Source organism: Actinocatenispora rupis (genome assembly GCF_016861975.1).
Taxonomy (GTDB): domain Bacteria; phylum Actinomycetota; class Actinomycetes; order Mycobacteriales; family Micromonosporaceae; genus Actinocatenispora; species Actinocatenispora rupis.
Window position 1 is genome coordinate 508,127 of record NZ_BOMB01000001.1, and the last position, 24,803, is coordinate 532,929.

A 24,803-nucleotide genomic window follows, 5' to 3' on the forward strand; every position below is an offset into this window, starting at 1 on the left:
CGCGCCGGCACGGGTCACAGTGCGGGTTGCTTGACCGGGCTCGGCGCGTCGACCTACCGTCGGCGAGGACCGTGCCCGAATGGCGAACGGCGTTCACAGATGTGAACGCGGGAGGTGCGATGCGACTCGACGGGCTGCTCTCGTTCCCGCTCACCCCGTTCACCGCCGACCTGGCGGACGTCGCCTGGCCGGCGCTGCGCGACCATCTCGACCGGCAGCTCGCCGCGGACCCCGCCGCCCTGTTCGTCGCCTGCGGTACGGGCGAGTTCACCGCGCTGGCGCCCGCGGAGTACGCGCGCGTCGTGGCGACGGCGGTGGCGGCGGCCGACGGCCGGGTGCCGGTGTTCGCGGGGGTCGGGGGTGGGCCGCAGACGGCGCGGGCGTTCGCCGCGGCGGCGGCCGACGCCGGCGCGGACGGCGCACTGCTGCTCCCGCCGTACCTGGTGGAGTCGACGCCGGCCGGACTGGTGGAGCACGTGCGCTGGGTGGCGGCGGCGACCGACCTGCCGCTGATCGTGTACCAGCGGGCCACCGCCGTACTCGATCCCGCCGCGACGGTCGCGCTGCTGGACCTGCCGACCGTGCTGGGCGTCAAGGACGGGCGCGGCGACGTGGACGCGATGCTGCGCATCGTCACCGCGGTACGGCACAGCGGGCATCCGCGGGCCGCGGAGTTCCTGTTCCTGAACGGACTGCCGACCGCGGAACTGTCCGCCGCGGCGTACGGCGCGATCGGCGTTCCCGCGTACTCCTCGGCGGTGTTGACGTTCGTGCCGGAGGTGGCGACCGCGTTCCACCGGGCGGTGTCCACATCGGACGGTGCGACTGCCGGTGCCCTGCTGAGCGCGTTCTACCTGCCGTTCGCCGAGTTGCGGGCCACCACCCCGGGGTACGCGGTGGCCCTGGTCAAGGCCGGCGCCCGGCTCGTCGGCCAACCCGTCGGCGGGGTACGGCCACCGCTGGTGGACCCGCCGCCGGAGCACGTCGATCGGCTCGCCGCGATCGTCGCGGCGGGACGGGAGGCGGTGCGCGGTGCGTGAGCCAGTCGAGGAGGTCGTGGTCACCCCGGTCGCGTTTGCCGACCCGCCGTTGCTCAACGCGGCCGGCGTGCACCAGCCGTGGGCACTTCGCGCGATCATCCAGGTACGCACCGGGTCCGGGCTGGTCGGCCTCGGCGAGACGTACGGCGACGCGGACCATCTTGCGTTGCTGCGGCGGGCGGCGCCGGCGCTGCGCGGCCTGGACGTGTTCGACACCAACGGGTTGACGGCACGGGTCGCCGCCGTACTGCGCGGCGCGGACGCGCCGGACGCGCACGGACTCACCGGCCCGACCAGCCCGCAGAAGTCGCTGGCCCGGGTCGTCGCGCCGTACGAGGTGGCGTTGCTGGACCTCGCCGGGCAGCTCACCGACCGGCCGGTGCACGCGCTGCTCGGCGGCAAGGTCCGCGACGCGGTGCCGTTCGCCGCGTACCTGTTCTACAAGTGGGACCGGCATCCCGGTGGCGAGCCGGACGCCTGGGGTGCCGCGCTCGACCCGGACGGCATCGTCGCGCAGGCCCGCGCCATGGTCGACCGGTACGGCTTCCGGTCGTTGAAGCTCAAGGGCGGCGTGTTCGAGCCGGACGCCGAGATCGCCGCGGTACGGGCGCTGCGCCGCGCGTTCCCCGACCTGCCGACGCGGCTGGATCCCAACGCCGCGTGGACGCCGCAGACGTCGACGCGGGTCGCGGCGGAGCTGGCCGGCGAGCTGGAGTACCTGGAGGATCCGACGCCGGGGCGGGTCGGGATGGCCGAGGTCGCGGCGGCGGCGTCGATGCCGTTGGCCACCAACATGTGCGTGGTCGCGTTCGACCACCTGCCCGAGGCCGTACGCCTGGGCTCGGTCGGCGTGGTGCTCGGCGACCACCACTACTGGGGCGGGCTGCGCGCGTCGGCTCAGCTGGCCGCGATCTGCGCCACATTCGGCCTCGGCCTGTCCATGCACTCCAACTCCCACTTGGGCATTAGTCTGGCCGCCATGGTGCACCTCGCCGCCGCCACCCCGACCCTGTCGTACGCGTGCGACACGCACATCCCGTGGGCGGAGGACGACATCGTCACCGCTCCACTGTCCATTGTGGACGGTGCCGTTCCGGTACCGGACGCGCCCGGGCTCGGCGTCCGGCTGGACGAGGCGGCGCTGGACCGGCTGCACCGGCAGTACCTGGCGTGCGGGATCGACCGCCGCGACGACGAGGCGTACCTGCGGACCGTGGACCCGGGATTCACCCGGCGGGTCGCGGCATGGTGACCGCCCGCCCGGTCGGCTACGCGTACCCGTGGGACGTGCTGGGCGACCCGGCGTTCCCCGCGCGGGTGCGTGCGCTGGGGCTGACCGAGGTGGCGCTCGCGGCGAGCTACCACTCGACCCGCGCGGCCACCCCGATGCATCCCGGCCACCTGGTCGTCGAGGCCCGGGAGGCCGCGCTGTACCGGCCGGTGCGCGAGCGCGCGTGGGCCGGGCGCCGGCTCGTACCGCGGGCGGCGGACTGGGTGCCGGGCGACGACTCGTTCGGCAAGGCGGCCACCCAGCTGCGCGCCGCCGGCATCAGCGTCACCGCGTGGATCGTGCTCTGCCACGCCACCCACCTCGGCACCGCGTACCCGGACGTGGCGGTGCGCAACTGCGTCGGCGACACCTATCCGTACGCGCTGTGCCCCAGCCGTCCCGAGGTGCGGGAGTACGCGGCGACGCTGGCCGCGGAGGCGCTGCGCGGCGTACCGGTGGACGGGGTGTCGCTGGAGGCGTGCGGGCAGCTCGGGCTCGCCCACAACGGACGGCACGAGAAGACCGCCGGGGTGTTCCCGCCCGCCGCCGAACGGGCGCTGTCGGTGTGCTGCTGCCCGGCCTGCGCGGCCGGCTGGGCCGAGGCCGGGCAGGACCCCGACCAGGTCGCCGTCCGCCTCGCCGACGCCACCCACGCCGTACTCGACGGCACCGCGCCGGCCGACGCGGGCATGCCGGAACTGGTCGGCCGGCGCATCGCCGACATCGTGCTGGCGACCCGCCGGGCGTCCGCCGCCGCGCTGCGCACCGACGTGCTCGCCGCGGTCCGCGGCGCCCGTCCGGACCTGCGGGTCACCCTGCACGGCCGCGGCGACCCGTGGGCCACCTCGCCGGACGTGGCGCTCGACGCCGAGTCCGCGGCCGACGTCGACGCGGTGCTGATGTCCTGCTGGCCCACCACGAGCGCCACCGTCGAGTCGCTGGCCGCGACGCGGGCGCTGCTGCCCGACGGCGTCGCGCTCGGTGCGTACCTGACGGTGCTGCCGCCGGCCGACCCGGCCGCCGTCGTCGACCACGCCGGCGCGCTGCTCGGCGCCGGCGCCACCGAACTGCACCTGTACCACCTGGGCCTCGCCGGGCCGTCCGGTCAGGCGCTGCTCGCGGAGATCGTCCGTCGCTGCCACTCCGACGAGAACGACGGACCCGAGGAGCCGGACCCCGTCGACGACTGACCGTCACGGGGTGGCCAGGCACGGACCACCTCCGGGACACTCTGATCCGCTCGGATCGGTGCATGTCTGACATGGAGGTGTCCATGGGGCGCTCGGTACGTGCTGCCTTCGTCGTCCTCGTCCTCACCGCCCTCGCCGTCGCCGGTCTCGGCCGGCCGGCCCACTCCGCCCCGACCGCCGGCCGCACCGTACGGGCCGGGCAGGATCTGGTGCGGCCGTTCCCGATGCGGCACGACGGGGAGGGGCAGCTCGCCCTGACCGTGTCCGCACCCGGCGTGTCCTGGGGCGTCGCCGGACACGAGTCCGCCGTCCTCTCCGCGTACGTCGACGGCCGGTACGTGACCGACGTCGTCATCGGGTCGGAGACCCCGACCGACCGCGCGTTCTTCCTCGGCCACCTGTCCGCTGGCGGGCACGTCCTGCGCCTCACCCTGGCAGAAGACCGCAGCCGCGGCGGTACGTCCGCGACGGTGCGCGGGCTGCGGCTCGGCGAGGTCGACCCGGGCAGCGCCGCGTACGCCGTGGCCGCGCACGCGCCGGTCCTGTACGGCCGGACCCTCGCGCAGTGGGGCGGCGACTTCCAGAACGCGTACACGGACGTGCCGTTGATCGCGTGGCACGAGGTGACCGACGAGCCGGGCGGCTACCACCAGGTGCGGTACACGATCGTCTGGTCCAACGAGGACGGTGGGACGGGCCTCGCGCCGGCCTCGCTGATGGCGCGTTGGGGCCGCACCACCGACATCGAGTGGATCTACCACGCCGGCGTGTACCAGCTGGAGGTGGACCCGGACGGCAACGCGGTGCCCGGCACCGAGTTCTACCAGGCGCCGCAGCACGGTGAGGTCGCGTTCGCCGGGCGGTACGAGCACCACCATCCGGTGCTGCAGACCTGTACCGACAACAACAACGTGTGCGACACGCTGGACGCCGGCGCGCAGGCGCACCCGATGCGCTTCACCCCGTCCGTCGCGCAGGAACTCCCGGCCGGTGCGGCCCGCGAGATCATGATGGACCGCAACCCCTGGACGTACTGGATGACCGCGCAGGAGATGGTGCGCGAGGGCAAGACCGAGGCGGTCGCCGACCCGGCCACGCCCGAGCTGTCCGACGAGCGCAACTACCTGTACCTGGTGGTGAAGAAGACGACAGTGGCCGACCAGAACTCCAACCCGTGGATCGGTGCCGCGGTCGGCGTCCGGCTCAAGGGCGACGACACGCTGTACCGCTCGGACCACGCGCAGCCCGGCTGGTCGGTGCAGCGGGACGACCCGGCGGCGACCACGGTCGAGCTGCCGCCCGGTACCACCGCGGCCGACATCGCCTCGATCAGCGTGCTGCGGGCGCCCGGCAACGGCGACAACGGCGGCGAGATCCGCGTCGAGTCCATCGAGCGGGCCATGTTCCTCGACGCGTCGTACCGGCCGGAGCCGTACTTCATCGCCGACCACGCGGTGTCCGGCGTGACCCTGACCGCGGCGGCACCGGAGGCCGTGGTCTGGACGGCCGCATCCTGACCCCCGGGTACGTGGCGGACCGCGCTGGCGTCCGCCCGGCCACGGCGCCGTAGCCGCCCGGAACGCGGGTGCGCGGGCGGGCTTGACCGGGTGGGCGCCGCCGCCGGTACGGTCAACGCGGCGTGGCCGGTCGGTGAACGTCGACCGCCAACCGGACACCCGGGATGACGGTGGGCGGTGGCCGCGCCTACCGTTCCTGTCGGCGTGGAAGGCGGTGTGACGTGCGGGTACGGGCCCTGGTCGGGATCGGGGCGGTGGTGCTGCTCGCCGCGTGCGACAGCACACCGAAGGCGCGGTCGGAGACCACGGTCGAGGTGTCCCGCGCGGTGTGCGGGTCCGGCTGGTCCGACCCGCACGGCGGTACGCAGGTGTTCCGGGTGCACAACGTCGGCACGAACACCGCCGAGGTGGAGCTGGTCGACCCGGCCACCGGCGCGGTGTACGCGGAGGTCGACGGCGTCGCGCCGGGCACCACCCGGCCGATGCAGGTGCGGCTGGGGCGCGGGAGGTACGCGTTCAAGTGCCTGCCGGAGGACACCGACGCGCTGACGGGTTCGACCGTGACCGTACGGGACGGGCCGGCGCGCGGCGCTCCCGCCGTCGTACCGGTGGGGGAGCAGGACCTGCGCGACGCCGTCACCACCTACCGGGCGTACGTGACGCGGTCGTTCGGGCCGTTGCGGCGGGACGTGGCCGCGCTGGAGCGGGAGGTCCGGTCGGGTGACCGGGCGGCCGCGCGGCGCGCCTGGCTGACCGCGCACCTGGACTACGAGCGTCTCGGCGCGGCGTACGGCACGTTCGGCGACCTGGCCGACGCGATCGACCGGCTGCCCGCCGGACTCCCCGACGGCGCGCACGACAAGGACTTCACCGGCTTCCACCGGATCGAGTACGGGCTGTGGCACGGGGAGTCGATGACCGCGCTGCGCGGCCCGGCCGGCCGGCTGCGTACCGATGTCGGCACGTTGGTCGGCGGGTTCGACCGCGAGCAGACCGATCCGAACGACCTGCCGCTGCGCGCGCACGAGATCCTGGAGGCGACGCTGGAGTTCGAGCTGACGGGCGCCGCGGACCAGGGCAGCGGCAGCACGCTCGCGACCGCCCGCGCCAACGTCGACGGCACCCGCGCGGTCCTCTCGGCGCTGCGGCCGGTGCTGACCGGGCGGTACCGGGGGCTGTCGGGTGCGGACGCGTCGCTGGACACGCTGGCGAAGCTGCTCGACGCGCAGCACTCCGGTGGCACGTGGACGCCGGTCGCGGACCTGTCGCGGGCCGAGCGGGAACGGCTCGACGGCGCGACCGGCGACGCGCTGGAGCGGCTCGCCCCGATCGCCGCCCTCGCCGAGGTACGGAGGACACGGTGAAGCTGCCCCGCCGCCAGGTACTGACCGGCGCGATCGGCGTGGGTGCCGGTGCGGTGGCCGGCGCCGGCGCCACGTACGCCGCGGCCCATGCCGGTACGGACGAGCGGCCCGAGCCGGACGCGGTGCCGTTCCACGGCGTACACCAGGCGGGGGTGGTGGACGCGGCGCCGAAGCACTCGACGATGGTGTCGCTCGACGTGCTCGCCGACGACCGCGACGGGCTGCGCGAGCTGTTCACGACGCTGACCGCGCGGGCCCGCTTCCTCACCGCCGGCGGTACGCCACCGGACCCGGGGATCGCCGCGCCACCCCACGACTCCGGCGTACTCGGACCGGACGTGCCGCCGGACCGGCTGACGATCACCGTCGGCGTGGGCGCCTCCCTCTTCGACCACCGGTACGGTCTGGCGACGCGGAAACCGGTGCGGTTGAGCCCGATGCGCACGTTCCCGAACGACGCGCCCGACCCGGCGTGGTGCCACGGCGACGTGAGCGTGCAGTTCTGCGCGCCGAACGCGGACACCGTCATCCACGCGCTGCGCGACGTCGCCCGGCACACCCGCGGGCTGGCCCAGATCCGGTGGCGGATGGACGGTTTCCGCTCCCCGCCCCGACCGTCCGGTACGCCGCGCAACCTGATGGGGTTCAAGGACGGCACGTCCAACCCGGACCGTACCGACGCGCGCGAGATGGACCGGCGGATCTGGCTCTCCGCAGGGAAGGCGACCGGACAGGCGGCCGGCGAACCCTCCTGGACCGCGGGCGGCTCGTACCAGGTGGTGCGGCTGATCCGGATGCGGCTGGAGTTCTGGGACCGGATCTCGACGTCCGAGCAGGAGAAGCTGATCGGCCGGCGCCGCGACACGGGCGCGCCGCTGGACGGCAGCGGCGAGTTCGACACGCCGAAGTACGCGGAGGATCCGGTCGGGTCGGCGATCCCGCTCACCTCGCACATCCGGCGCGCCAACCCGCGTACGGCGAAGTCCGACCCGTCGCTGCTGCTGCGCCGGCCGTACAACTACGACCGGGGTGTCGACGCGGTGGGCGACCTCGACATGGGCCTGCTGTTCGTGTGCTACCAAAGGGATCTGGCCCGGCAGTTCGAGGCGGTGCAGACGCGGCTGGTCGACGAGCCGCTCGTCGACTACATCACGCCGTTCGGCGGGGGCTACTTCTTCACCCTCCCCGGCGTACGCGACGCGCACGACACGTACGGTCGCACGCTGCTGGCTTAACCTCCCGGCCATCCAGCGTTCGGGTTCCGGTCGCGGCACTGCCGCAACCCTGTCGTGGCGGTGTACCAGAGTGCCTGCGGTGGCCCGGAGTACGCCGGGCGACCGCCGGCCACGGGGTTCCGACGACCCACCGGCCGGCATCCCCTCAGCCGTACGAGGAGGCGATGTGGGCGTGTCTGCCCGCAGATGGAGCAGGACCCGGTCGCTGGCAGTGGCCGGCGCCGCGGTGGTGGTCGCGGCGGCCGTGGTCGCCGGCACCACGCAGAGCTGGGGTTCCGCCGGTACGCACGAGCCGACCCGGCCGGTGCACACCGCGACGCCGATCAAGCACGTCGTGGTGATCTTCGGCGAGAACATCTCGTTCGACCACTACTTCGGCACGTACCCGAACGCGACGAACACCGACGGCACGCCGTTCCACGCGGCGAAGAACACGCCGAAGGTGAACGGGCTCAGCCCCGACCTGTTGACGCACAACCCGAACCAGTACAACCCGAAGCGGTTGTCGCCGACGCAGGCGCTGACCTGCGACCAGAACCACGGCTACGGCAACGAGCAGAAGGCGTACGACGGCGGCAAGGCCGACAAGTTCGTGGAGTACACGGAGAAGGACACGTGCACGGGGCAGCCGATCCTGTTCGGCGAACCGGGCCTGGTGATGGACTACTACGACGGCAACACCGTCACCGCGATGTGGAACTACGCCCAGCGCTACGCGATGAGCGACAACTCCTACAACACGGTGTACGGCCCGTCCACCCCCGGCGCGCTCAACCTGATCTCCGGCCAGACCCACGGCGTCTACGCGGTGGATCCGGTGACCGGCAAGAAGGTCAGCGACTCGTACGCGGTGCAGTCGCCGGACGCCAACGGAGTCGGCACCGTCGTCAACGACCCGGACCCGGCGTTCGACGACTGCTCGGACGCCAACCACACGGCCAAGGAGAACCTGGCCGTCGCCACCGGGCGCAACGTCGGCGACCTGCTCAACGACAAGGGCGTCACGTGGGGCTGGTTCCAGGGCGGCTTCCGGCCGACCGGCACCGCCAACGGCTACTCGGTCTGCGGCGCCAAGCACGCCAACATCGGCGGCAACCAGATCGTCGACTACAGCCCGCACCACGAGCCCTTCCAGTACTACAAGTCCACGTCGAACCCGAAGCACCTCGCCCCGTCGTCGGTGCGGGCGATCGGGCACACCGACCAGGCGAACCACCAGTACGACCTGACCGACTTCGACGCCGCCGTCGGCGCGGACAACATCCCGGCGGTCAGCTTCCTCAAGGCGCCGTCGTACCAGGACGGCCACGCGGCGAACTCGGACCCGCTGGACGAGCAGCGGTTCGTGGTCGACACGATCAACAAGCTCCAGAAGTCGCCGGAGTGGAAGTCCACCGCGGTCGTCCTCGCGTACGACGACTCGGACGGCTGGTACGACCACGTCGCGCCGCCGACCGTCAACGGTTCGCAGGACGCCAGCCTCGACACCGCGTACTGCTCGGGTGCCAAGGCCACCGGCGGCTACGCCGACCGCTGCGGGTACGGGCCGCGACTGCCGCTCCTGGTCGTCTCGCCGTACGCGAAGCGCAACCACGTCGACCACTCGCTCACCGACCAGACCTCGGTCCTGAAGTTCATCGAGGACAACTGGCGGACGGGCCGGATCGGCGACCACTCGTTCGACACCCGGGCCGGTTCGCTGAACGCGATGTTCAGCTTCGGCCGCCCCGACACCACACCGCTCGTCCTCGACCCGAAGACCGGCGCGGTCACCCACTGACCCACCGGTACGACAACGGCCCGGGGCGTGCGCTCCGGGCCGTTCGCCGTTCGGTTCGTACGGTCAGTGCCGGGCGCGGGCCACCAGCGGGGCGGGTACGGCGGCGCGGGCGCGGTGCCGTTCGACCAGTAGGCCGGCGGCGACCACGGCGGTCGAGGCGACGAGGGTGACCGCGAGCCCGGTCGGGCCGGTGACACCGGCGGCGACCACCGCCGCGACCAGCAACATGCCGAGGTGCAGCGACTGGTCCACCAGGTACGGACCCTCGGTCCAGTCGTGCGCGCCCTTGGCGTCGAGGAACCAGCGGACCACCCAGCGCCGGTCGATGACGGCGTGCGTGGACGCGGACACCGCCAGCGCCGCGATCGCCCCGATCAGGCTGAGCGGCGCGACGACCGACACCAGCGCGAGGCACGCGGCCTGGACCGCGGTGTACACCGCGACGTGCCGGGCGCACCAGGACCAGCCGCGCCAGGCGTGCGCGCCGCGGGCCAGCTCGTCGGTGCCGGGTGCGGCCTTGCCGGTCGCCGCGGCGGTGCTCTGCAGGGGATGGTCACCGAGGTGGTGCCCGGCGAACAGCGCCGCGTACGTGATGGCCGCCACGGCTGCGGTCTCGACGGTCGGCATCGTACGTGAACTCCTTCCCCGGGTCCGCTCAGGGACAGCGGACCGCCTGCTCTGAATGGTGCGGCGGATCCGGCCGGTCCGGTGTCCTGCGGGGGACAGATCACGCGTGCGCTCGGTCACCAACCACACGCATTCGGTACGACCGATGCACGGCTGGCGGGTCCGGTCCAGCGCTACGACCAGGAGTTATGCCGTCGATCGGGCAGGACGCGTACCGCGACGCCCGTCACACGGAGTGGAGAAGATCGACCGGCGGTGTCGCATGTCCGACCACCGATCGAGTGGGGATCAGCGACCGCCCGCGGTCGGTACGACAGCGCCGGTCACGTACGACGCGGCGTCGGACAGCAACCAGGCGACCGCCTCGGCCACCTCGTCCGCGCGACCCGGCCGGCCGAGCGGAACGCCCGGGGCGAGCCGGGTGAGCCGGTCCGGCTGCCCGGCCGCGGCGTGCAGGTCGGTCTCGATCAGGCCCGGCGAGACCGCGTTGACGCGGATGCCCTCGCCGCCGACCTCGCGGGCCAGCCCGATCGTGAGCGTGTCGAGCGCGCCCTTGCTCGCCGCGTAGTGCACCCACTCGCCGGCGCTGCCGAGCGCCGCGGCCCGGGACGAGACGTTGACGATGGACCCGCCCGTACCACCGTGGCGGGTGGACATCCGCCGTACGGCCTCGCGGGCGCACAGCATCGCGCCGACCACGTTGACGTCCACCACGCGGCGCAGTTCGGCGGCGTCCAGCTCGTCGAACCGGCCGTACGGCCCGGTGATGCCGGCGTTGTTGACCAGCCCGTCGACCGGGCCCAGCTCCGCGGCCGCGTCGAACAGCGCCACCACGTCGGCCTCGTCGGCGACCTCGGCACGTACGGCGCGGGCCCGGCCGCCGGCCGCGGTGACCGCCTCGACCACCGCGTCCGCGGCGGTGCGGTCCGCGACGTAGCTGACCACCACCGGGCGGCCGTCGGCCACCAGCCGGCGGCACACCGCCGCGCCGATCCCGCGGCTGCCGCCCGTCACCACCACCGTGCCCATGTGCGGCACGGTACCGGCAGGTCAGCGGGTCTCGGCGGCGAGGGCGGCGCCGACGATGCCGGCCTCGTTGAGCAGCGTCGCCGGCACGATCTCGGTACGCAGGTCGGTCAGCTGCGGCAGGAACCTGTCCGCCTTCTTGCTCACGCCGCCGCCGACGATGACCAGGTCGGGGGAGAGCAGCGCGGTCAGGTGCCGCAGGTACTTGTCGACGTGCCTGGCCCAGTGCGACCAGCTCTCGTCGTGGCGTTCCCGGGCGCTGGCGGAGGCGCGGCGTTCGGCGTCGTGGCCGTCGATCTCCAGGTGCCCGAACTCGGTGTTCGGCACGAGCGTGCCGTCCACGAACAGGGCGCTGCCGATCCCCGTACCGAAGGTCAGCAGGACGACGACGCCGCGGACGCCCCGGCCGGCGCCGAACCGCATCTCGGCGACGCCCGCCGCGTCCGCGTCGTTGAGTACGGAGACGGGGCGGCCGGTGACGCGCGTGAACAGGGCGTGCGCGTCGGTACCGACCCAGTCGGGTTCCATGTTGGCCGCGGTACCGATGACGCCGTGCGCGACGACGCCGGGGAACGTGACGCCGATCCGGCCGGTCCAGTCGAAGTGCGTCACGACCTGGCCGACGACCTCGGCCACCTCGTCCGGTTTGGGCGGCTGCGGGGTGGGGATCCGGTGCCGTTCGCCGACGAGTTCGCCGGTGGCGGTGTCGACCGGTGCGCCCTTGATGCCGCTGCCGCCGATGTCGATGCCGAGTACGTGCATGTCGCCTCCCGTCCGTCCGCCTGTCAGTACAGCATTCCGGACGGTCCGCCGGTGGGCGGTTGCGCTCGCGTGCCGTACGACCACGCTGTCGTACGGCACGCGGCGGGCTCAGGACGCCGGCGCGAGGTCCTCGCTGAACTGTTCGGCCTCGGTGGAGCCGGACAGTGCCGTGGTCGACGCGTTCGGGGTGATCGCGGTGGTGATGAGGTCGAAGTACCCGGTGCCGACCTCACGCTGGTGCCGCGTCGCCGTGTACCCGTCGGCCTCGGCGGCGAACTCCCGCTCCTGCAGCTCCACGTACGCGCTCATGCCGCCCTCCGCGTACCCGCGGGCCAGGTCGAACATGGAGTGGTTGAGGGCGTGGAACCCGGCCAGCGTGATGAACTGGAACGTGTAGCCCATCGCGGACAGCTCGCGCTGGAACTTCGCGATCGTCGCGTCGTCCAGGTGCCGCTTCCAGTTGAACGACGGCGAGCAGTTGTACGCCAGCATCTGGTCCGGGTGGCGCCGCTTGACCGCCTCGGCGAACTCGCGCGCGACGCCCAGGTCCGGCTTCGACGTCTCCATCCACAACAGGTCCGAGTACGGCGCGTACGCGAGGCCGCGGGCGATGCACGCGTCGAGCCCGTTGCTGACGTGGAAGAACCCCTCGGCGGTACGTTCGCCGGTCAGGAAGCGCCGGTCCCGCTCGTCCACGTCCGAGGTGATGAGCGTGGCGGCCTGCGCGTCGGTACGGGCGATCACGACGGTGGGCACGCCGGCCACGTCGGCCGCCAGCCGTGCCGCGTTGAGCGTACGGATGTGGTGGCCGGTCGGGACCAGTACCTTGCCGCCGAGGTGCCCGCACTTCTTCTCGCTGGCCAGCTGGTCCTCGTAGTGCACGCCCGCGGCGCCGGCCGCGATCATCGCCTTCATCAGCTCGTACGCGTTGAGCGGGCCGCCGAAGCCGGCCTCCGCGTCGGCCACGATCGGGGCGAGCCAGTGCACGTCCTCGGCCTCGCCGTCCTGCGCCTCGGCCCACGAGATCTGGTCGGCGCGCAGCAGCGCGTTGTTGATGCGCCGCACCGCCTGCGGCACCGAGTTCACCGGGTACAGGCTCTGGTCGGGGTACGTCTGGCCGGCCTGGTTGGCGTCCGCGGCGACCTGCCAGCCGGACAGGTAGATGGCCTGGAGGCCGGCGCGCACCATCTGCACGGCCTGGCCGCCGGTGAGCGCGCCGAGCGCCGGGACGTACCGCTCGCTGCGCAGCAGCTTCCACAGCCGGCGGGCGCCGAGCCGGGCGAGGGTGTGCTCCTCCTGTACCGAGCCGCACAGCTTCACCACGTCCTCGGCGGTGTAGTCGCGGGTCACGCCGTACCACCGGGGGTCGGTGGCCCAGTGCCGGCGGAGCTGGTCGGCCTTGCTCCGGGCGGCTGCGGGGGAGGCGGCGTGGGCGGTGTCCGGCGTGTGGGTACGGGTGCTGGTCGACATCGCGACTCTCCTCGCTGTCCGCGTGATACCGATGGTCGGCGCTGTACGACAGAGTGTGTTGGCCGCGGGGCATGGAACCCAGCCCTCCGGGCGATGAAGATTTGCAGAAGTTCATCTATCGTGAACACATGGCGAAGTTGGTAGCGAAAGAAAATCAGAGTTTCGCGGCGGAGGTGGATCTTGCCACCTTCGGCCAGCGGCTCCGGCACCTGCGCGGACAGGCCGGCCTCACCCTCGCCGAACTCGGCCGCCGGGTCGGCCGCGCCCCGTCCGCGCTGTCCCAGCTGGAGAACGGCAAGGCCGAGCCGAAGCTGTCGCTGCTCACCGCGCTCGCCGGCGAACTCGGCTGCACCCTCGACGACCTGCTGTCGGCCGAGCCGCCCACCCGCCGCGCCCAACTCGAACTCGCGCTCGACGCCGCCCAGCGCGACCCGCTGTACGCCGGGCTCGGCCTGCCCGGCCTGCGCGTCGGCCGCCGCGTCCCCACCGACGTGCTCGAACACCTCGTCGGGCTGTACACGGAGCTGAAGCGGCGCGACTCCCGGCCCACCGGTACGCCGGAGGAGGCGCGGATCGCGAACGCCGAACTGCGCCGGGAGATGCGGGAACGCAACAACTACTTCGCGGGCATCGAGCGGCTCGCCGGCCAGGCCCTCGAAGCCGTCGGGTACTCCGGCGGCGCGGTGTCGGAGGGGTTGCTGCTGGCGCTGGTCGCGCACAACGGCTTCACGTTGCGGTACGTGGCGGACCTGCCGCGGTCGGTCCGGTCCGTCACCGACCTGCGGCACCGCCGGATCTACCTGGCACGCGCGTCGTTCGGGATGCACACGCCGCGGACGGTGCTGCTCCAGACGCTCGGGCACTTCCTGCTGGGGCACGACCAGCCGCGCGACTTCGCCGACTGGCTGCGGCAGCGCGTCGAGGCGAACTACTTCGCCGCCGCCGTACTGATTCCGGAACGGTCGGCGGTGTCGTACCTGCGAACCGCGAAGCAGGCGAAGGACCTGTCGGTGGAGGACCTGCGCGACGTGTTCGCCACCTCGTACGAGATGGCGGCGCACCGGTTCACGAACCTCGCGACCGAGCACCTCGGGCTGCGCTGTCACTTCACCAAGAGCGACGAGTCCGGGATCATCTACAAGGCGTACGCGAACGACGGGCTGGTGTTCCCGACCGACGCGACGGGCGCGATCGAGGGCCAGCGGATGTGCCGGTACTGGTCGGGCCGGCAGGTGTTCAACGCGCCGGACCGCTTCTCGATCCACTACCAGTACACGGACAAGCCGAACGGGACGCACTGGTGCGCGGCGTACGTGGATCCCAGCAGGGAACGGAACTTCGCGATCACGCTGGGCGTGCCGTACGAGGACTCGCGGTGGTTCCGCGGGCGGGACACGACCAACACGGCGAAGTCGGCGTGCCCGGACGGCGAGTGCTGCCGCCGGCCGCCGGCCGACCTGGCGCGGCGCTGGGACCAGTTCGCGTGGCCGTCGGCGCGGGCGCACTCGCACGTCCTCGCCGCGCTGCCGCCCGGCACGTTCCCGGGCGTCGACGAGACCGACGTGTACACCTTCCTGGACCGGCACGCGCAGTCCTGAGCGCGGTTAACCGCCCCGTACGCGGCGCGACACGTCCCCGCAACAGGCGGACGGAACCGTTGCCGTACAAGGGAAGGCGGTGGTTCGGCGATGGGTGCACCGACGGTCGCGGTCGTGGGCGGCGGCGCGGTCGGCGGGTTCTTCGCCGGCGCGGTGCACGACGCGGGCCATCCGGTGACGCTCTGCCTGCGTACGCCGCTGGACGCGCTCACGGTACGCACCGGCGCGCGGGTGGCGCACGTACCGGCGCGGTTCGTCACCGACCCGGCCGGGGAGCGGCCCGTCGACTGGCTGCTCGTCGCGACCCGCGCCGGGGACACCCGCGGCGCCGCCGGCTGGTTCGCCGCGCTCGCCGGCGCGTCCACCACGGTCGTACTGCTGCACAACGGAATCGACCACGCCGAACGGGTCGCGCCGCTGATCGGCCCGGCCACGCTGCTGCCCGCCCTGGTCCACGTCGCCGCGGAACGTACCGCGCCCGGCGAGGTCGTGCACCGAGGCGGCAACCGCCTCGTCGTACCGGCGGGTGCGGCCGGGCGCGCGCTCGGCGACCTGCTCGCCGGCTCCGGCGTACGCGTCGAGCCGGTCACCGACTTCCGTACGGAGGCGTGGCGGACGCTGGTCGGCGCCCTCGCCGCGTACCCGATCACGGCGCTGACCGGGCGCGGACTCGGCGTCCTGACCGAACCGGACGTCGCCGAACTCGCCCGCGGCATCCTCGCCGAGGGCGTCGCGGTGGCCGCCGCGGACGGTGCCGTCCTGCACCGCGACGAGGTGGCGCGCACGCTGCGGATCCACCGCCGGTACCGCCCGGAGGACGGCACGCCGATGCTGTCCGACCGGCTCGCCGGCCGGCCGCTGGAGACCGACCTGACCACCGGCGCGGTGGTGGCCGCCGCGGCACGCCACCGCATCCCGGTTCCGCTCAACCGCGCGCTGCTCGCGCTGCTGCGCGCCGCCGACTGACCCGCGCGCTCATCCGTTCGGCCAGGCTGCCCCGATGTTCGGTGTTCTGAACCGTTCGTCCGGTACCTGGCCTTCTTCCGGCGTTTCCCCCAGACTGGGCCTGCTCATCACCCTCGGACGTCCCCAGCGATCGGAGAGTGCCGATGAGAGGCAGACCAGTCCCAGCCCTCGGTACGGCCGTGGCCTGCGTGGCCGCGGTGTGCGCACTGCTCGCCGGCGGTACCCCCGCCGCGGCGGGTGAGGCGGACCGGGAGATCCCCGTGCAGCTCCTCGACGTGACCGACCTGCACGGGCAGCTCCAGCCGACCGGCGTCGCACCCGTGACCAACCCCGACGGTACGAAGTCCGCGGTGGGCGGACTCGCTTACCTGGCAACGCATCTGGCCCAGTTACGGACCGGCCAGCGCAACTCGATCACGTTCTCCACCGGCGACAACTTCACCGGCTGGGAACAGGACTCGTTCTGGCTGCGCGGGGAGCCGATCGTCGAGTTCCTCAACCAGCAGCACGTACGGTTCGCCACCGTCGGCAACCACGAACTCGACAGCCGACCCGAATGGCTCACCGACCACATGGTGGACGGCGCCTGCGGCGGCGAGTACGGCACGGTCGGGGTGGCGTCCTGCTTCCCGGACTCGACCGGCCGGCGCTACCACGGCACCGACTTCCCGTACTCCTCGGCCAACATCGTCGACAAGCGCACCGGCCGCCCCATCGCCCCGCCGTACGTGGTGGAGACGGTGCGCAACGACGCCGGCCGCGCGGCGCGCATCGGGTTCATCAACCTGACCGTGCCGGACACCGTCGGCAACCTGCGCACCATCCTGTCGTTCAACCCGTCGCTGGCGGCGCTCGACGAGGTCCGCACCGCCGACCACTACGCCCAGGTACTCCAGTCCCAGGGCGTACAGGCGATCGTGCTGAACATCCACGACGGCGGCGTACCGAAGTCCGGCACCCCGTACGACTCGTGCTCGGACATCGACTCGTCGCTGGAGTGGGGCATGGGCATGGCCGTCGCCAAGGCGGTCACCCCGGCGATCGACGCCGTGTTCACCGGGCACCAGCACCAGCTGTTCAACTGCGTGGTCGACGATCCGGCCGGCAACCCGCGGCCCGTCATCGAGGCCGGCGCGTACGGCCAGGCGGTCGCGGCGATGTCGCTGACCCTCGACGCGGACACCGGCGACGTCGACCGGTCCCGTACCGTCGCGCACAACATCGCCAACACCCACGACGTCACACCGGACCCGACCACGCAGGCGATGGTCGACCACTGGTCCGGCTACTTCGCCGGGTACCAGCAGACCACGGTCGGCGCGGTCGCCGCCGACGTCACCGCGGCCCGGAACCCGGCCGGCGAGAGCACGATGGGCGACGCGGTCGCCGACATGGAACTGTGGGAGGGGCAGCGCGACCCGCACGCCGCCGACCTCGCGCTGGTGAAGCAGATCTTCCTGCCACCGGACCTGACGTACGCGCCGGGCCAGGTGCCGGGGGACTCGCCCGGACGGGTGCTGTTCGCCGAGGTCGCCGGTTCACCCGGCGGCCAGTCGCAGCCGGTCGTGAACGCCGACCTGACCGGCGACCAGCTCCGCGCCGTCCTCGAACAGCAGTGGCGCACCGACGCGTCCGGCGCCACCGTGTTCACCCCACTCGCCGTCAGCCGCAACGTCACCTGCACGTACGACACGTCCCGGCCGGTCGGCGACCGGGTCCGCGCCGTACGGGTGGCGGGGCGGCCGCTCGCACCCGGGCGGACGTACCGGGTCGCCGCGAGCGTCACGTTCTTCGAGGGCCCGGTGTACGCGCAGGACACGGCGTACCCGGCGGCCGCCGCGGCCACCCGCCACTACCGGCTGCCCGACGAGGACCGGTTCGCGTGGGTCGACTACCTCCGGCACGTCGGCGTCCTGCGGCCACCGGACACCGACCGCGTCCGCGACCTCGCCTGACCGGCGGAGTTCCGGGCCCGTACGCGCGGGCCCGGAACCGCCGGATCCGTTGCTGCCACGGCGATCCAGCCACCGCCGGGGCACGCGGACCCGTACGGTCACGGTGCGGCAGGCAGGCGGGCGACCAGCGTCTTCGGCGCGACCACCCGGTACGCGTCGGTCACGATCTCGGTCAGCTCCGCCCAGTCCTGCGGTACGTCGAGCCACACGCCGAGCCAGCCCCGGTGCCCCACGTACGGCGGGCGGAAGAAGCGGTCGGGCTCGGCGGCGACCAGCGCCTCCTGCGCGCCGGACGGTGCCGCGCACCAGAAGCCGAGCCGGTCGTCGTGGTGGTGGTCGGCGTACATGACGAAGAGGCGTTTGTCGCGGACGAACCAGCACGGTTCGCCGTGGCTGGGCCGTTCGGTGGTCTCCGGCAGGGCCAGGCAGAGCGCGCGCAGCCGGGGCAGTGGATCGCTCATGCGCTCCAGTCTCACCCGTCGGCGCCGCCCCCGTGGCCGGACCGGGGCCGTGCCGCCGCCCGTACCCGGGACGGCGGCACGTGCCGGTCAGCTGGCGTCGGCGCCGACGATCAGCGACACCACGTCGGAGCCGGTGAGGTCGCGGCGCGAGTACACGCCGACCATCCGGCCGCGGCGCAGTACGCACAGGTCGTCGCACAGCTTCAGCAACTGGTCGACGCTGTGGCTGACCAGCAGGATCGCCACCCCGTGGTCACGCAGCCGGAGTACGAGATCCTCGACGTGGCCGGACTCCTCGACGCCGAGCGCCGCGGTCGGCTCGTCCAGCAGCAGCACCTTGCTGCCGCCGAGCAGGGCGCGGGCGATCGCCACACCCTGCCGCTGGCCGCCGGACATCTGGCGTACCTCGGTGCCGGAGGCGGGGACCTGGATGGCGAACTTCTCGAACAGCGCCGCGGCCTCGCGCCGCATCCGCTTGCTGCTCGTCACCCGGAACGGCCCCCAGCCGCGCGAGATCTCCCGGTTGAGGAAGATGTTCGCGGTGGCGTCGAGGTCGTCGGCGAGCGCGAGTTCCTGGTACACGGTGTCGATGCCGAGACCGCGCGCCTGCCGGGGATTGCGCAGCCGTACGGGTTCGCCCTGCCAGGCGACGTGGCCCTCGTCCGGCTGCTGCACCCCGGACACGATGCGCACCAGCGTCGACTTGCCGGCGCCGTTGTTGCCGACCAGCCCCATGACCCTGCCCGGGTACAGGGCGAGCGAGGCGCCGGTGATCGCGGTGATGCCGGCGAAGTGCTTGCCGACGTCGACCAGCTCCAGCAGCGGCGTACCGTCGCCGCCGGAGTCGGCCGCGGCATCGGGCGTACGCAGCGACGCGTCGGTCATTGCTTCCTCCCTCGCCGGCCGAGCCGTTCCATCAGCCGGGACTGTTGCAGCGACACCGCGAGGACCAGCAGGACGCCGATGGCGATCTGCGAGTAGAACGGTTCGATCTGCATGAGGATCAGCCCGTTGTCGAGGACACCGAGGATCAGCACGCCGAGCAGCGCCCCCGGTACCGCGCCCCGGCCGCCGGTCAGCGCAGCGCCGCCGAGCAGCGCCGCGGTGATGGCGGTCAGGCCGAGGTCGGCGCCCGCGGTGTTGGCCTGCGCCAACGAGTCCCGGGCCACCGTCATGATCCCGCCGATCGCGCCGGCGAGCCCCGCGAACAGGTAGATCCCCATCTTGTACGCGGCGAGGTTGATGCCCGTGTTGCGGGCCGCGTCCGGGTTGGAGCCCATCGCGTACACGTGCCGGCCGATCACCGTGTACCGCAGCATCAGGTGCGTGGCCAGCCCGAACAGCAGCAGGAACAGCAGCGGGTACGGGATGCCCGCGACGCTCTCGGTGGCGATCACGTCGAAGAAGTGACTCGTCGCCGGTACGTCGAGGCCGTGCGAGAGCACCAGCGACAGCCCGGCGAACGCGCTGAAGCTGGCCAGCGTCGTGATGATCGGGTTGAGTCGCAGGAACACGATCACCGCGCCGTTGAGCGCGCCGGCGGCCAGGCCGACCGCGAGCGCCAGCACGATCGCGGTCGGCGTACCGGCGTGGTGCTTGAGCAGCAACGCCACCGCCACCCCGCACAGGCTCGCCGTACTCCCGATCGAGATGTCGAGGCCGCCGGACACGATCACGATCATCTGCGCGACGGACAGGATGCCGAGGATCGAGATGGCGACCCCGATGTCGAGCAGGTTGCCGGTGATGAACACCCGGTCGGTCTGCGTACGGATCACCGCCAGCAGCAGGACCAGGCCGGCCAGCAGGCCGAGGTTCTGCTTGCCGACCGCCCCGGCCGCACGGGCGGCGAGGCCGACGACCGGCACGCGGTTGCGCGGCGGTGCCGCGAGCGTCGTGGGCACGACCACCCTCCTAACAGGACATCGTCTGCTTGTAGTTCTTGGCGTTGATCTCCGGCGTCGGGATGTACGTGACGGCCGGCGGCGTCTTCTTCTGCACGACCATCTGGTACAGCACCTTCACGTCGCCGGCGCCGATCGCCTTGGGGTTGAGCCAGGTCGAGGCCCGCATCCCGTCCTTCACGTACGACTGGGTGTACGCCTGGCACGCCTGGTCGCCGCCGAGTCCGACGCCGAGCACGTTGCCGACCGGCACGGACTTGTCGCGCAGCGCCCGCAGCGCGCCGACCACGCCGGCGTCGTTGCAGGAGGCGATCACCCAGTGCTTGGCCTGCGGGTGCGCGGTGATGGTGGCGCGCATCGCGTCCTGCGCCTTGTTCGCCAGCCCGTCGTACGGCACCTTCACCACGTGGTTGGCCGGCACGTCCGGGTGCGCCTTCCGGAACACCTGGTACTCGGCGTTCGTACGCTCCAGGCACGCCTGGAACGGCGCCTCCACGTCCGCGAAGTACGTGTCGGCGGCGGGCCACTTGAGGTCACCGTAGATGCGCGCGGCGATCTGCCCGACCTGGACGCCGGACTGCTTGTTGTTGAGCCCGACGAACGGCAGCGCCTTGCCGCTGGAGTCCTTGAGCGGCGAGTCCGACGCCACCAGGTGCACGTCCTGCTGCTTGGCCATGGTGGCCAGCCGCGGCCCCACGTCGGTGTTGCTCGGTACGACGGCGATGCCCTGCACGCCGTTCGTCATGAGCGTCTTCGTCTGGCTGATCACCTTGCTGTTGTCCAGCCCGGTGTCGACCACCTGCAACTGGACGCCCATCTTCTTCGCCTGCTCCTTGGCCCCGTCGGCCTCGGTCACGAAGTACGGCTGGACGGAGAGCTGGGTGACCATCCCCAGTTTCACGTCCTTGCCGGAACCGGTGTCTCCCGACGAACTGCCGCACGCGGTGAGCGCGCCGGCGGTGAGCCCGAGAGCCGCGGCCAGCACGGTGATGCGGCGGGCGTACCCTCCACCCACGCCGAGTGGTTTGCGCATGTCAGTCTCCTTGACTTCCGGTGGCGCTGCCGGGGTCTTGTCGGTCAGCCGCGCACGATCTCGATCCAGGTCACCGGGGGGTCACCCGCTCCGTCCAGGGGTACGGACAGCGCGCCGTCGTGGTGCCCGGCGGGTGCGGCGCGCTGCGACCCGTCGAGCCGGTGGTACGTCACGGTTCCGGGGCGGCCGGCGAGGGTCAGCGTGCCCGTACCGAAGGGGACGACGCCGACCCGGTCGGCGTCGGAGACCGGCTGGTCGGTCAGCGACGCGACGACCACGTCGGCGTCGGTGCCGATGCCGGCGTGGTGGGCCGCACCGTCGCGGGCGCGCAGGCAGGCGAGCACCGGCACATCCGCCTCGTACCGTAGCCAGGAGGACGAGCGGGCGCCGGTGGCCGCGCCGACCGTCACCGGGCTGACGGGATCGACCCGGAACATCGAGGTACGCCGGGCGATCGCGGTCAGCCCGACGTGCCGGGCGGCGACCGCCGGGGTGAGCCGGCCGCCGCGTTCGTCGTCGCCGACGCCGGACAGCGTGCCGATCGGCCCGGCCGCCACGGTGTCGAACCAGATGTCGGGCATCGAGGCCCAGTCGTACCCGCCCGAGCCGTAGCTGGGCACGCCCAGCTCGCCGAGCAGGCTGGAGAACCACTGCCGCCGGTTCCCCTCCTCCGCGTACTCGTCCACGCAGAGGAACATGTCGTCGTGGCAGTGCTGGTCGATCCGGTCGACGAGCAGCGGCGAGAGCGCGTAGTACATGACGGCGAGGTCCGGCTTCGCCGCGCGCAGCGCCCCGACCACCACGTCCAGTGCCCGGCCGAGCAGCCGCTCACCCGCGTACGCCGGGTCGGCGGGCATCGCGCGCGACAGCGCCGGCAGCTCGTACCCGAAGTCGAACTTGACCAGGTCGGGGTCGTAGCGCGCGACGAACGTGCCGATCGCCGCGGTCAGCGCCGCCGCGACCGCCTCCTGCGACACGTCGAACAGGTAGTACGGCGCGGCCTCGAACGCGTTGCCCTTCGCGATCGGCACCCCGGCCGCGTCGTGCAGCACGTGCTCCATGCCGAGCCCGAGCAACCCGGGATCGTTGGTACGCAGGAACGCCGCCCACAGCCCGACGAGGTGCCCGTCCGCGCGGACCCGGTCGAGGAACTTCTCGAACCCGCCGAACCGCCGCTCGTCGTGCGCCAGCGCGCCGTAGCTGCCCTCCCACTTGTCGTCCACCACGAACATCTCCGGCCGCAGCGGCGACGCGCGCATCTCCTCGTACACCCGCTCCAGCGCGTCCTGGTCGAACTTCGCGCCCTCCACGCCCGCCGCGCACTGCGCGCCCCACGTGTTGAACTGCGTCGCCAGCGCCGCCCGCCGGCCCCGCGCCGGCGTCACCCGCCCCGTGTCCCGCAGGACCCGGTAGTACGCGCGGATCGCGGCGCGGTAGTCGTCGGCCACGGTGAGCACCAGCTCGGCGCCCAACCGCACCGGACCCGTCGGTACCTGGCCCCACCGGTCGGCGTGGTAGCGGAAGACGGGGCTGGTCCTGCCCGGCCCCAGGTGCAGCAGGAAGTCGGCGGCCGGCAGCTCGGCCAACCCGAGACAGAACGCGGCGGACCGCCGGTCGGTGGCCGACCGCCCCGAGTTCGGCGGGGCGTCCCGGCTGACCCCGCAGAAGAAGTGCGCGGGCAGGCCCCACTGCTGGTGGATCGCGCTGTCGGCGCCCATCGTGCCGCGGCCCAGCCAGCTCACCAGGTCCAGGTTCACGTCGGTGTTGAGCACCGGGCTGACCGCCGCCGACTCGCACAACCCCGGCTGCACCAGGTACGTGTGGGTCAGGCCGGGTGCGGCGCGCCCGTCCGCGACGCCGCCGAACAGGTACAGCTCGACGACCGGGTCGGCGAGGACCGCCTCGACCGGCTCGACCCACACCGCCGCGTCCTCGAACCGCAGCGCCAGCCCGACCTCCGGGTACCGGACGGCGAGCCGGGAACCGGTCACCCGGGCGGTGTGTGCGGAGCCGGCCGGTCGCGGCCCGGCGGCCGTCACCACCAGCGGCGCCAGCGGCCCCGCGACGATCGTGCGGCCCGCCGCGTCGGTCAGCGTGAACCGGTCGTCCGCCCGCCCCCACACGAAGCGGTACGCCGGCGCGGTCACCGTGACCCCCGCGTCGTCCTGCCGTACGTGCACGGTCATCGGGCGGGTACCTCCGCGTCGAGGGACAGGATCGCGCCGTTCGCGGCGAGCCGGTCGCGCAACACGCCGACCGGTACGTCCCGGGGCGACACGTGCGAGGCCGCGGCCAGCGCCGCCGCCTCGCCCGCCGCCTGGCCCATCGCCATGCACTGCGCCATCGACCGTACGGACGCCTGCGCGTCGTGCGTCGCGGAGAAGCACCGGCCGGCGACGAGCGTGTTCACCGAGTCCCGCACCAGCAGCGTCCGGTACGGCACGCCCACCGCCTCCCCGTCCGGCAGGTACCGCCAGGCGGTGTCGGAACCGGAGTGGTGGTCCTCGATCGGGGCGCCGCACAGCGCCACCTGGTCGTCGAACTGCCGCGCCGCCAGCACGTCCGCCCGGTTGAGCCGGTAGTCCCCGTACACCCGGCGGGTCTCGCGCACGCCGATCTGCGCCGACAGCGTCGCCAGCTGCGCCCGCTCGTACCCGGGGACGCGGTCGCGCAGGAACCGCACGTACTCCAGCGCCTGCCGGCGGCCGGCGGTCTCGGCGGCGGTGAGCAGGTCCGGGTCGGTCGCGTTGACCACCCCACCCGGACCCGTCCGGTACGACGTCACCCGCGTCATGATCGTCGCGGTCATGCCGTCCACCGGCGTGATGTGGTCGCTGCCGTCCAGTCGGGGCAGCTCGTACCCGTCGGCGGAGGCGTCGTGCATCAGCTCGGCGAGCTGCCGCTTCGTCAGCGCGAACCGCCGCGCGACGTCGACGTTGACCATCTTGAACGTGGTGGTCAGCGTCTGCGCGGGCGCCTCGGCGCCGGCCAGCTCGTAGCCGAAGCCGGCGTGGTGGCACACGTCGGCGTCGCCGGAGGCGTCCACGACGACCGCCGCACGGATCCGCCGCAGGCCCGCCTTCGTGGCCACCAGCAGCTCCCGTACCCGCCCGTCCGACACGTCGGCGTCCTGGACGAACGCGTGCAGCAGCACCCGGGCGCCGGCGCCGGCGAGCAGCCGGTCCCAGACCACCTTCAGGTGCTCCGGGTGGTACGTGACGCCGGTGCCGGCACCGAACGAGTTGGGCCGGCGGATGACCGGCCCGTACGCGGTGAGGCCGGCGACCACGTCGTCCGGTACGCCGCCGACGACCTTCGCCGCCGAGCTGCCCGGCGTGTAGAAGCCGTAGAACGTGTCGAGCACCGCGGTACTCGTCCCGCCGGGGTAGCCCTGGCGCTCCACCAGCAGGGTGTCCGCGCCGGCGCGGGCCGCGGTGATCGCGGCGACCGCACCCGCCGAACCGGCACCGACGACGACCACGTCGGCCTCCGCGTACACCGGGACGGTGCTCCAGTGTGGGCTCATTGGTCTGTGGCCTTGGCCAATTGGTGGGTCATGGCGACTCCAGTACGACAGATGTATCGCGGACCAATCAGGTGCCACT

Annotated in this window: 20 protein-coding genes; 10 read left to right on the top strand and 10 right to left on the bottom strand. The window is 72.9% G+C overall.

What is annotated here, in order from left to right:
- Window positions 1-119 precede the first annotated feature (119 nt).
- From Aru02nite_RS02285 to Aru02nite_RS02315, 7 genes are all read left to right on the top strand, one after another.
- Window positions 120-1,040 carry a 5-dehydro-4-deoxyglucarate dehydratase gene (locus Aru02nite_RS02285; RefSeq protein WP_203654428.1) on the top strand — a complete coding sequence of 307 codons (921 nt, stop codon included), beginning with the start codon at window positions 120-122 and terminating at the stop codon, window positions 1,038-1,040.
- Entirely contained in the window at window positions 1,033-2,292 is a 1,260-nt protein-coding gene (locus Aru02nite_RS02290) for a glucarate dehydratase family protein (RefSeq protein WP_203654430.1), read from the top strand. The genes Aru02nite_RS02285 and Aru02nite_RS02290 overlap by 8 nt, the downstream gene beginning before the upstream one ends.
- Window positions 2,286-3,500, top strand: coding sequence for a hypothetical protein (locus Aru02nite_RS02295; protein WP_203654432.1), 1,215 nt, complete (start codon window positions 2,286-2,288; stop codon window positions 3,498-3,500). The genes Aru02nite_RS02290 and Aru02nite_RS02295 overlap by 7 nt, the downstream gene beginning before the upstream one ends.
- 62 nt (window positions 3,501-3,562) lie before the next feature.
- The gene (locus tag Aru02nite_RS02300) at window positions 3,563-5,017 is read left to right on the top strand and encodes a hypothetical protein (RefSeq protein WP_203654434.1); all 1,455 of its coding nucleotides are present in this window, start codon (window positions 3,563-3,565) and stop codon (window positions 5,015-5,017) included.
- A gap of 221 nt (window positions 5,018-5,238) precedes the next feature.
- A complete protein-coding gene (locus tag Aru02nite_RS02305) occupies window positions 5,239-6,381 on the top strand; it encodes an EfeM/EfeO family lipoprotein (protein WP_203654435.1) in 1,143 nt (380 codons plus the stop codon).
- Window positions 6,378-7,616 carry an iron uptake transporter deferrochelatase/peroxidase subunit gene (gene efeB / locus Aru02nite_RS02310; RefSeq protein WP_203654437.1) on the top strand — a complete coding sequence of 413 codons (1,239 nt, stop codon included), beginning with the start codon at window positions 6,378-6,380 and terminating at the stop codon, window positions 7,614-7,616. Before Aru02nite_RS02305 ends, efeB begins: the two co-directional genes overlap by 4 nt.
- Window positions 7,617-7,788: 172 nt before the next feature.
- Complete coding sequence (locus tag Aru02nite_RS02315; protein ID WP_239076313.1) at window positions 7,789-9,396, top strand: phospholipase C; 1,608 nt, start codon at window positions 7,789-7,791, stop codon at window positions 9,394-9,396.
- Between the two features lie 63 nt (window positions 9,397-9,459).
- Here Aru02nite_RS02315 and Aru02nite_RS02320 read toward each other — a convergent pair whose 3' ends face one another.
- From Aru02nite_RS02320 to aceA, 4 genes are all read right to left on the bottom strand, one after another.
- Entirely contained in the window at window positions 9,460-10,023 is a 564-nt protein-coding gene (locus tag Aru02nite_RS02320) for a DUF3307 domain-containing protein (protein ID WP_203654441.1), read from the bottom strand.
- A gap of 288 nt (window positions 10,024-10,311) precedes the next feature.
- Complete coding sequence (locus tag Aru02nite_RS02325) at window positions 10,312-11,052, bottom strand: SDR family oxidoreductase (RefSeq protein ID WP_203654443.1); 741 nt, start codon at window positions 11,050-11,052, stop codon at window positions 10,312-10,314.
- 21 nt (window positions 11,053-11,073) lie between these two features.
- Complete coding sequence (ppgK, locus tag Aru02nite_RS02330; RefSeq protein ID WP_203654445.1) at window positions 11,074-11,811, bottom strand: polyphosphate--glucose phosphotransferase; 738 nt, start codon at window positions 11,809-11,811, stop codon at window positions 11,074-11,076.
- Between the two features lie 108 nt (window positions 11,812-11,919).
- Window positions 11,920-13,281, bottom strand: coding sequence for an isocitrate lyase (gene aceA / locus Aru02nite_RS02335; RefSeq protein WP_203654447.1), 1,362 nt, complete (start codon window positions 13,279-13,281; stop codon window positions 11,920-11,922).
- A gap of 128 nt (window positions 13,282-13,409) precedes the next feature.
- On the opposite strand from aceA, the gene Aru02nite_RS02340 reads away from it, so the two are divergent.
- The 3 genes from Aru02nite_RS02340 to Aru02nite_RS02350 all read left to right on the top strand — a co-directional run bounded on the left by Aru02nite_RS02340 (window position 13,410) and on the right by Aru02nite_RS02350 (window position 17,800).
- A complete protein-coding gene (locus tag Aru02nite_RS02340) occupies window positions 13,410-14,879 on the top strand; it encodes a helix-turn-helix transcriptional regulator (RefSeq protein ID WP_203654448.1) in 1,470 nt (489 codons plus the stop codon).
- Between the two features lie 90 nt (window positions 14,880-14,969).
- Complete coding sequence (locus tag Aru02nite_RS02345; protein WP_203654449.1) at window positions 14,970-15,845, top strand: 2-dehydropantoate 2-reductase; 876 nt, start codon at window positions 14,970-14,972, stop codon at window positions 15,843-15,845.
- A gap of 143 nt (window positions 15,846-15,988) precedes the next feature.
- Window positions 15,989-17,800, top strand: a complete 1,812-nt coding sequence (locus Aru02nite_RS02350) for a bifunctional metallophosphatase/5'-nucleotidase (protein WP_203654450.1) — start codon at window positions 15,989-15,991, stop codon at window positions 17,798-17,800.
- A 98-nt stretch (window positions 17,801-17,898) separates the two neighbouring features.
- Here the strand turns inward: Aru02nite_RS02350 and Aru02nite_RS02355 are convergent, their stop codons facing one another.
- The 6 genes from Aru02nite_RS02355 to Aru02nite_RS02380 form a co-directional block, all read right to left on the bottom strand.
- A complete protein-coding gene (locus Aru02nite_RS02355) occupies window positions 17,899-18,261 on the bottom strand; it encodes an MmcQ/YjbR family DNA-binding protein (RefSeq protein WP_203654451.1) in 363 nt (120 codons plus the stop codon).
- A gap of 87 nt (window positions 18,262-18,348) precedes the next feature.
- The gene (locus tag Aru02nite_RS02360; protein WP_203654452.1) at window positions 18,349-19,146 is read right to left on the bottom strand and encodes an ATP-binding cassette domain-containing protein; all 798 of its coding nucleotides are present in this window, start codon (window positions 19,144-19,146) and stop codon (window positions 18,349-18,351) included.
- Window positions 19,143-20,165, bottom strand: a complete 1,023-nt coding sequence (locus Aru02nite_RS02365) for an ABC transporter permease (RefSeq protein WP_203654453.1) — start codon at window positions 20,163-20,165, stop codon at window positions 19,143-19,145. Before Aru02nite_RS02365 ends, Aru02nite_RS02360 begins: the two co-directional genes overlap by 4 nt.
- A gap of 10 nt (window positions 20,166-20,175) precedes the next feature.
- Complete coding sequence (locus Aru02nite_RS02370) at window positions 20,176-21,198, bottom strand: substrate-binding domain-containing protein (RefSeq protein WP_203654455.1); 1,023 nt, start codon at window positions 21,196-21,198, stop codon at window positions 20,176-20,178.
- A 44-nt stretch (window positions 21,199-21,242) separates the two neighbouring features.
- Window positions 21,243-23,384, bottom strand: coding sequence for an alpha-amylase family protein (locus Aru02nite_RS02375; RefSeq protein WP_203654456.1), 2,142 nt, complete (start codon window positions 23,382-23,384; stop codon window positions 21,243-21,245).
- On the bottom strand, window positions 23,381-24,724 hold the full coding sequence (locus Aru02nite_RS02380) for an FAD-dependent oxidoreductase (RefSeq protein ID WP_203654457.1): 1,344 nt from the start codon (window positions 24,722-24,724) through the stop codon (window positions 23,381-23,383). Before Aru02nite_RS02380 ends, Aru02nite_RS02375 begins: the two co-directional genes overlap by 4 nt.
- Between the last annotated feature and the right edge of the window lie 79 nt (window positions 24,725-24,803).

Bases quoted from the DNA above. Each gene is read 5' to 3' on its own strand.
- Aru02nite_RS02285 (WP_203654428.1), top strand. From the start codon at position 120: ATGCGACTCGACGGGCTGCTCTCGTTCCCGCTCACCCCGTTCACCGCC.
- Aru02nite_RS02295 (WP_203654432.1), top strand. From the start codon at position 2,286: ATGGTGACCGCCCGCCCGGTCGGCTACGCGTACCCGTGGGACGTGCTG.
- Aru02nite_RS02300 (WP_203654434.1), top strand. From the start codon at position 3,563: ATGTCTGACATGGAGGTGTCCATGGGGCGCTCGGTACGTGCTGCCTTC.
- Aru02nite_RS02320 (WP_203654441.1), bottom strand. From the start codon at position 10,023: ATGCCGACCGTCGAGACCGCAGCCGTGGCGGCCATCACGTACGCGGCG.
- Aru02nite_RS02325 (WP_203654443.1), bottom strand. From the start codon at position 11,052: ATGGGCACGGTGGTGGTGACGGGCGGCAGCCGCGGGATCGGCGCGGCG.
- ppgK (WP_203654445.1), bottom strand. From the start codon at position 11,811: ATGCACGTACTCGGCATCGACATCGGCGGCAGCGGCATCAAGGGCGCA.
- aceA (WP_203654447.1), bottom strand. From the start codon at position 13,281: ATGTCGACCAGCACCCGTACCCACACGCCGGACACCGCCCACGCCGCC.
- Aru02nite_RS02340 (WP_203654448.1), top strand. From the start codon at position 13,410: ATGGCGAAGTTGGTAGCGAAAGAAAATCAGAGTTTCGCGGCGGAGGTG.
- Aru02nite_RS02345 (WP_203654449.1), top strand. From the start codon at position 14,970: ATGGGTGCACCGACGGTCGCGGTCGTGGGCGGCGGCGCGGTCGGCGGG.
- Aru02nite_RS02350 (WP_203654450.1), top strand. From the start codon at position 15,989: ATGAGAGGCAGACCAGTCCCAGCCCTCGGTACGGCCGTGGCCTGCGTG.
- Aru02nite_RS02355 (WP_203654451.1), bottom strand. From the start codon at position 18,261: ATGAGCGATCCACTGCCCCGGCTGCGCGCGCTCTGCCTGGCCCTGCCG.
- Aru02nite_RS02360 (WP_203654452.1), bottom strand. From the start codon at position 19,146: ATGACCGACGCGTCGCTGCGTACGCCCGATGCCGCGGCCGACTCCGGC.
- Aru02nite_RS02370 (WP_203654455.1), bottom strand. From the start codon at position 21,198: ATGCGCAAACCACTCGGCGTGGGTGGAGGGTACGCCCGCCGCATCACC.
- Aru02nite_RS02375 (WP_203654456.1), bottom strand. From the start codon at position 23,384: ATGACCGTGCACGTACGGCAGGACGACGCGGGGGTCACGGTGACCGCG.
- Aru02nite_RS02380 (WP_203654457.1), bottom strand. From the start codon at position 24,724: ATGAGCCCACACTGGAGCACCGTCCCGGTGTACGCGGAGGCCGACGTG.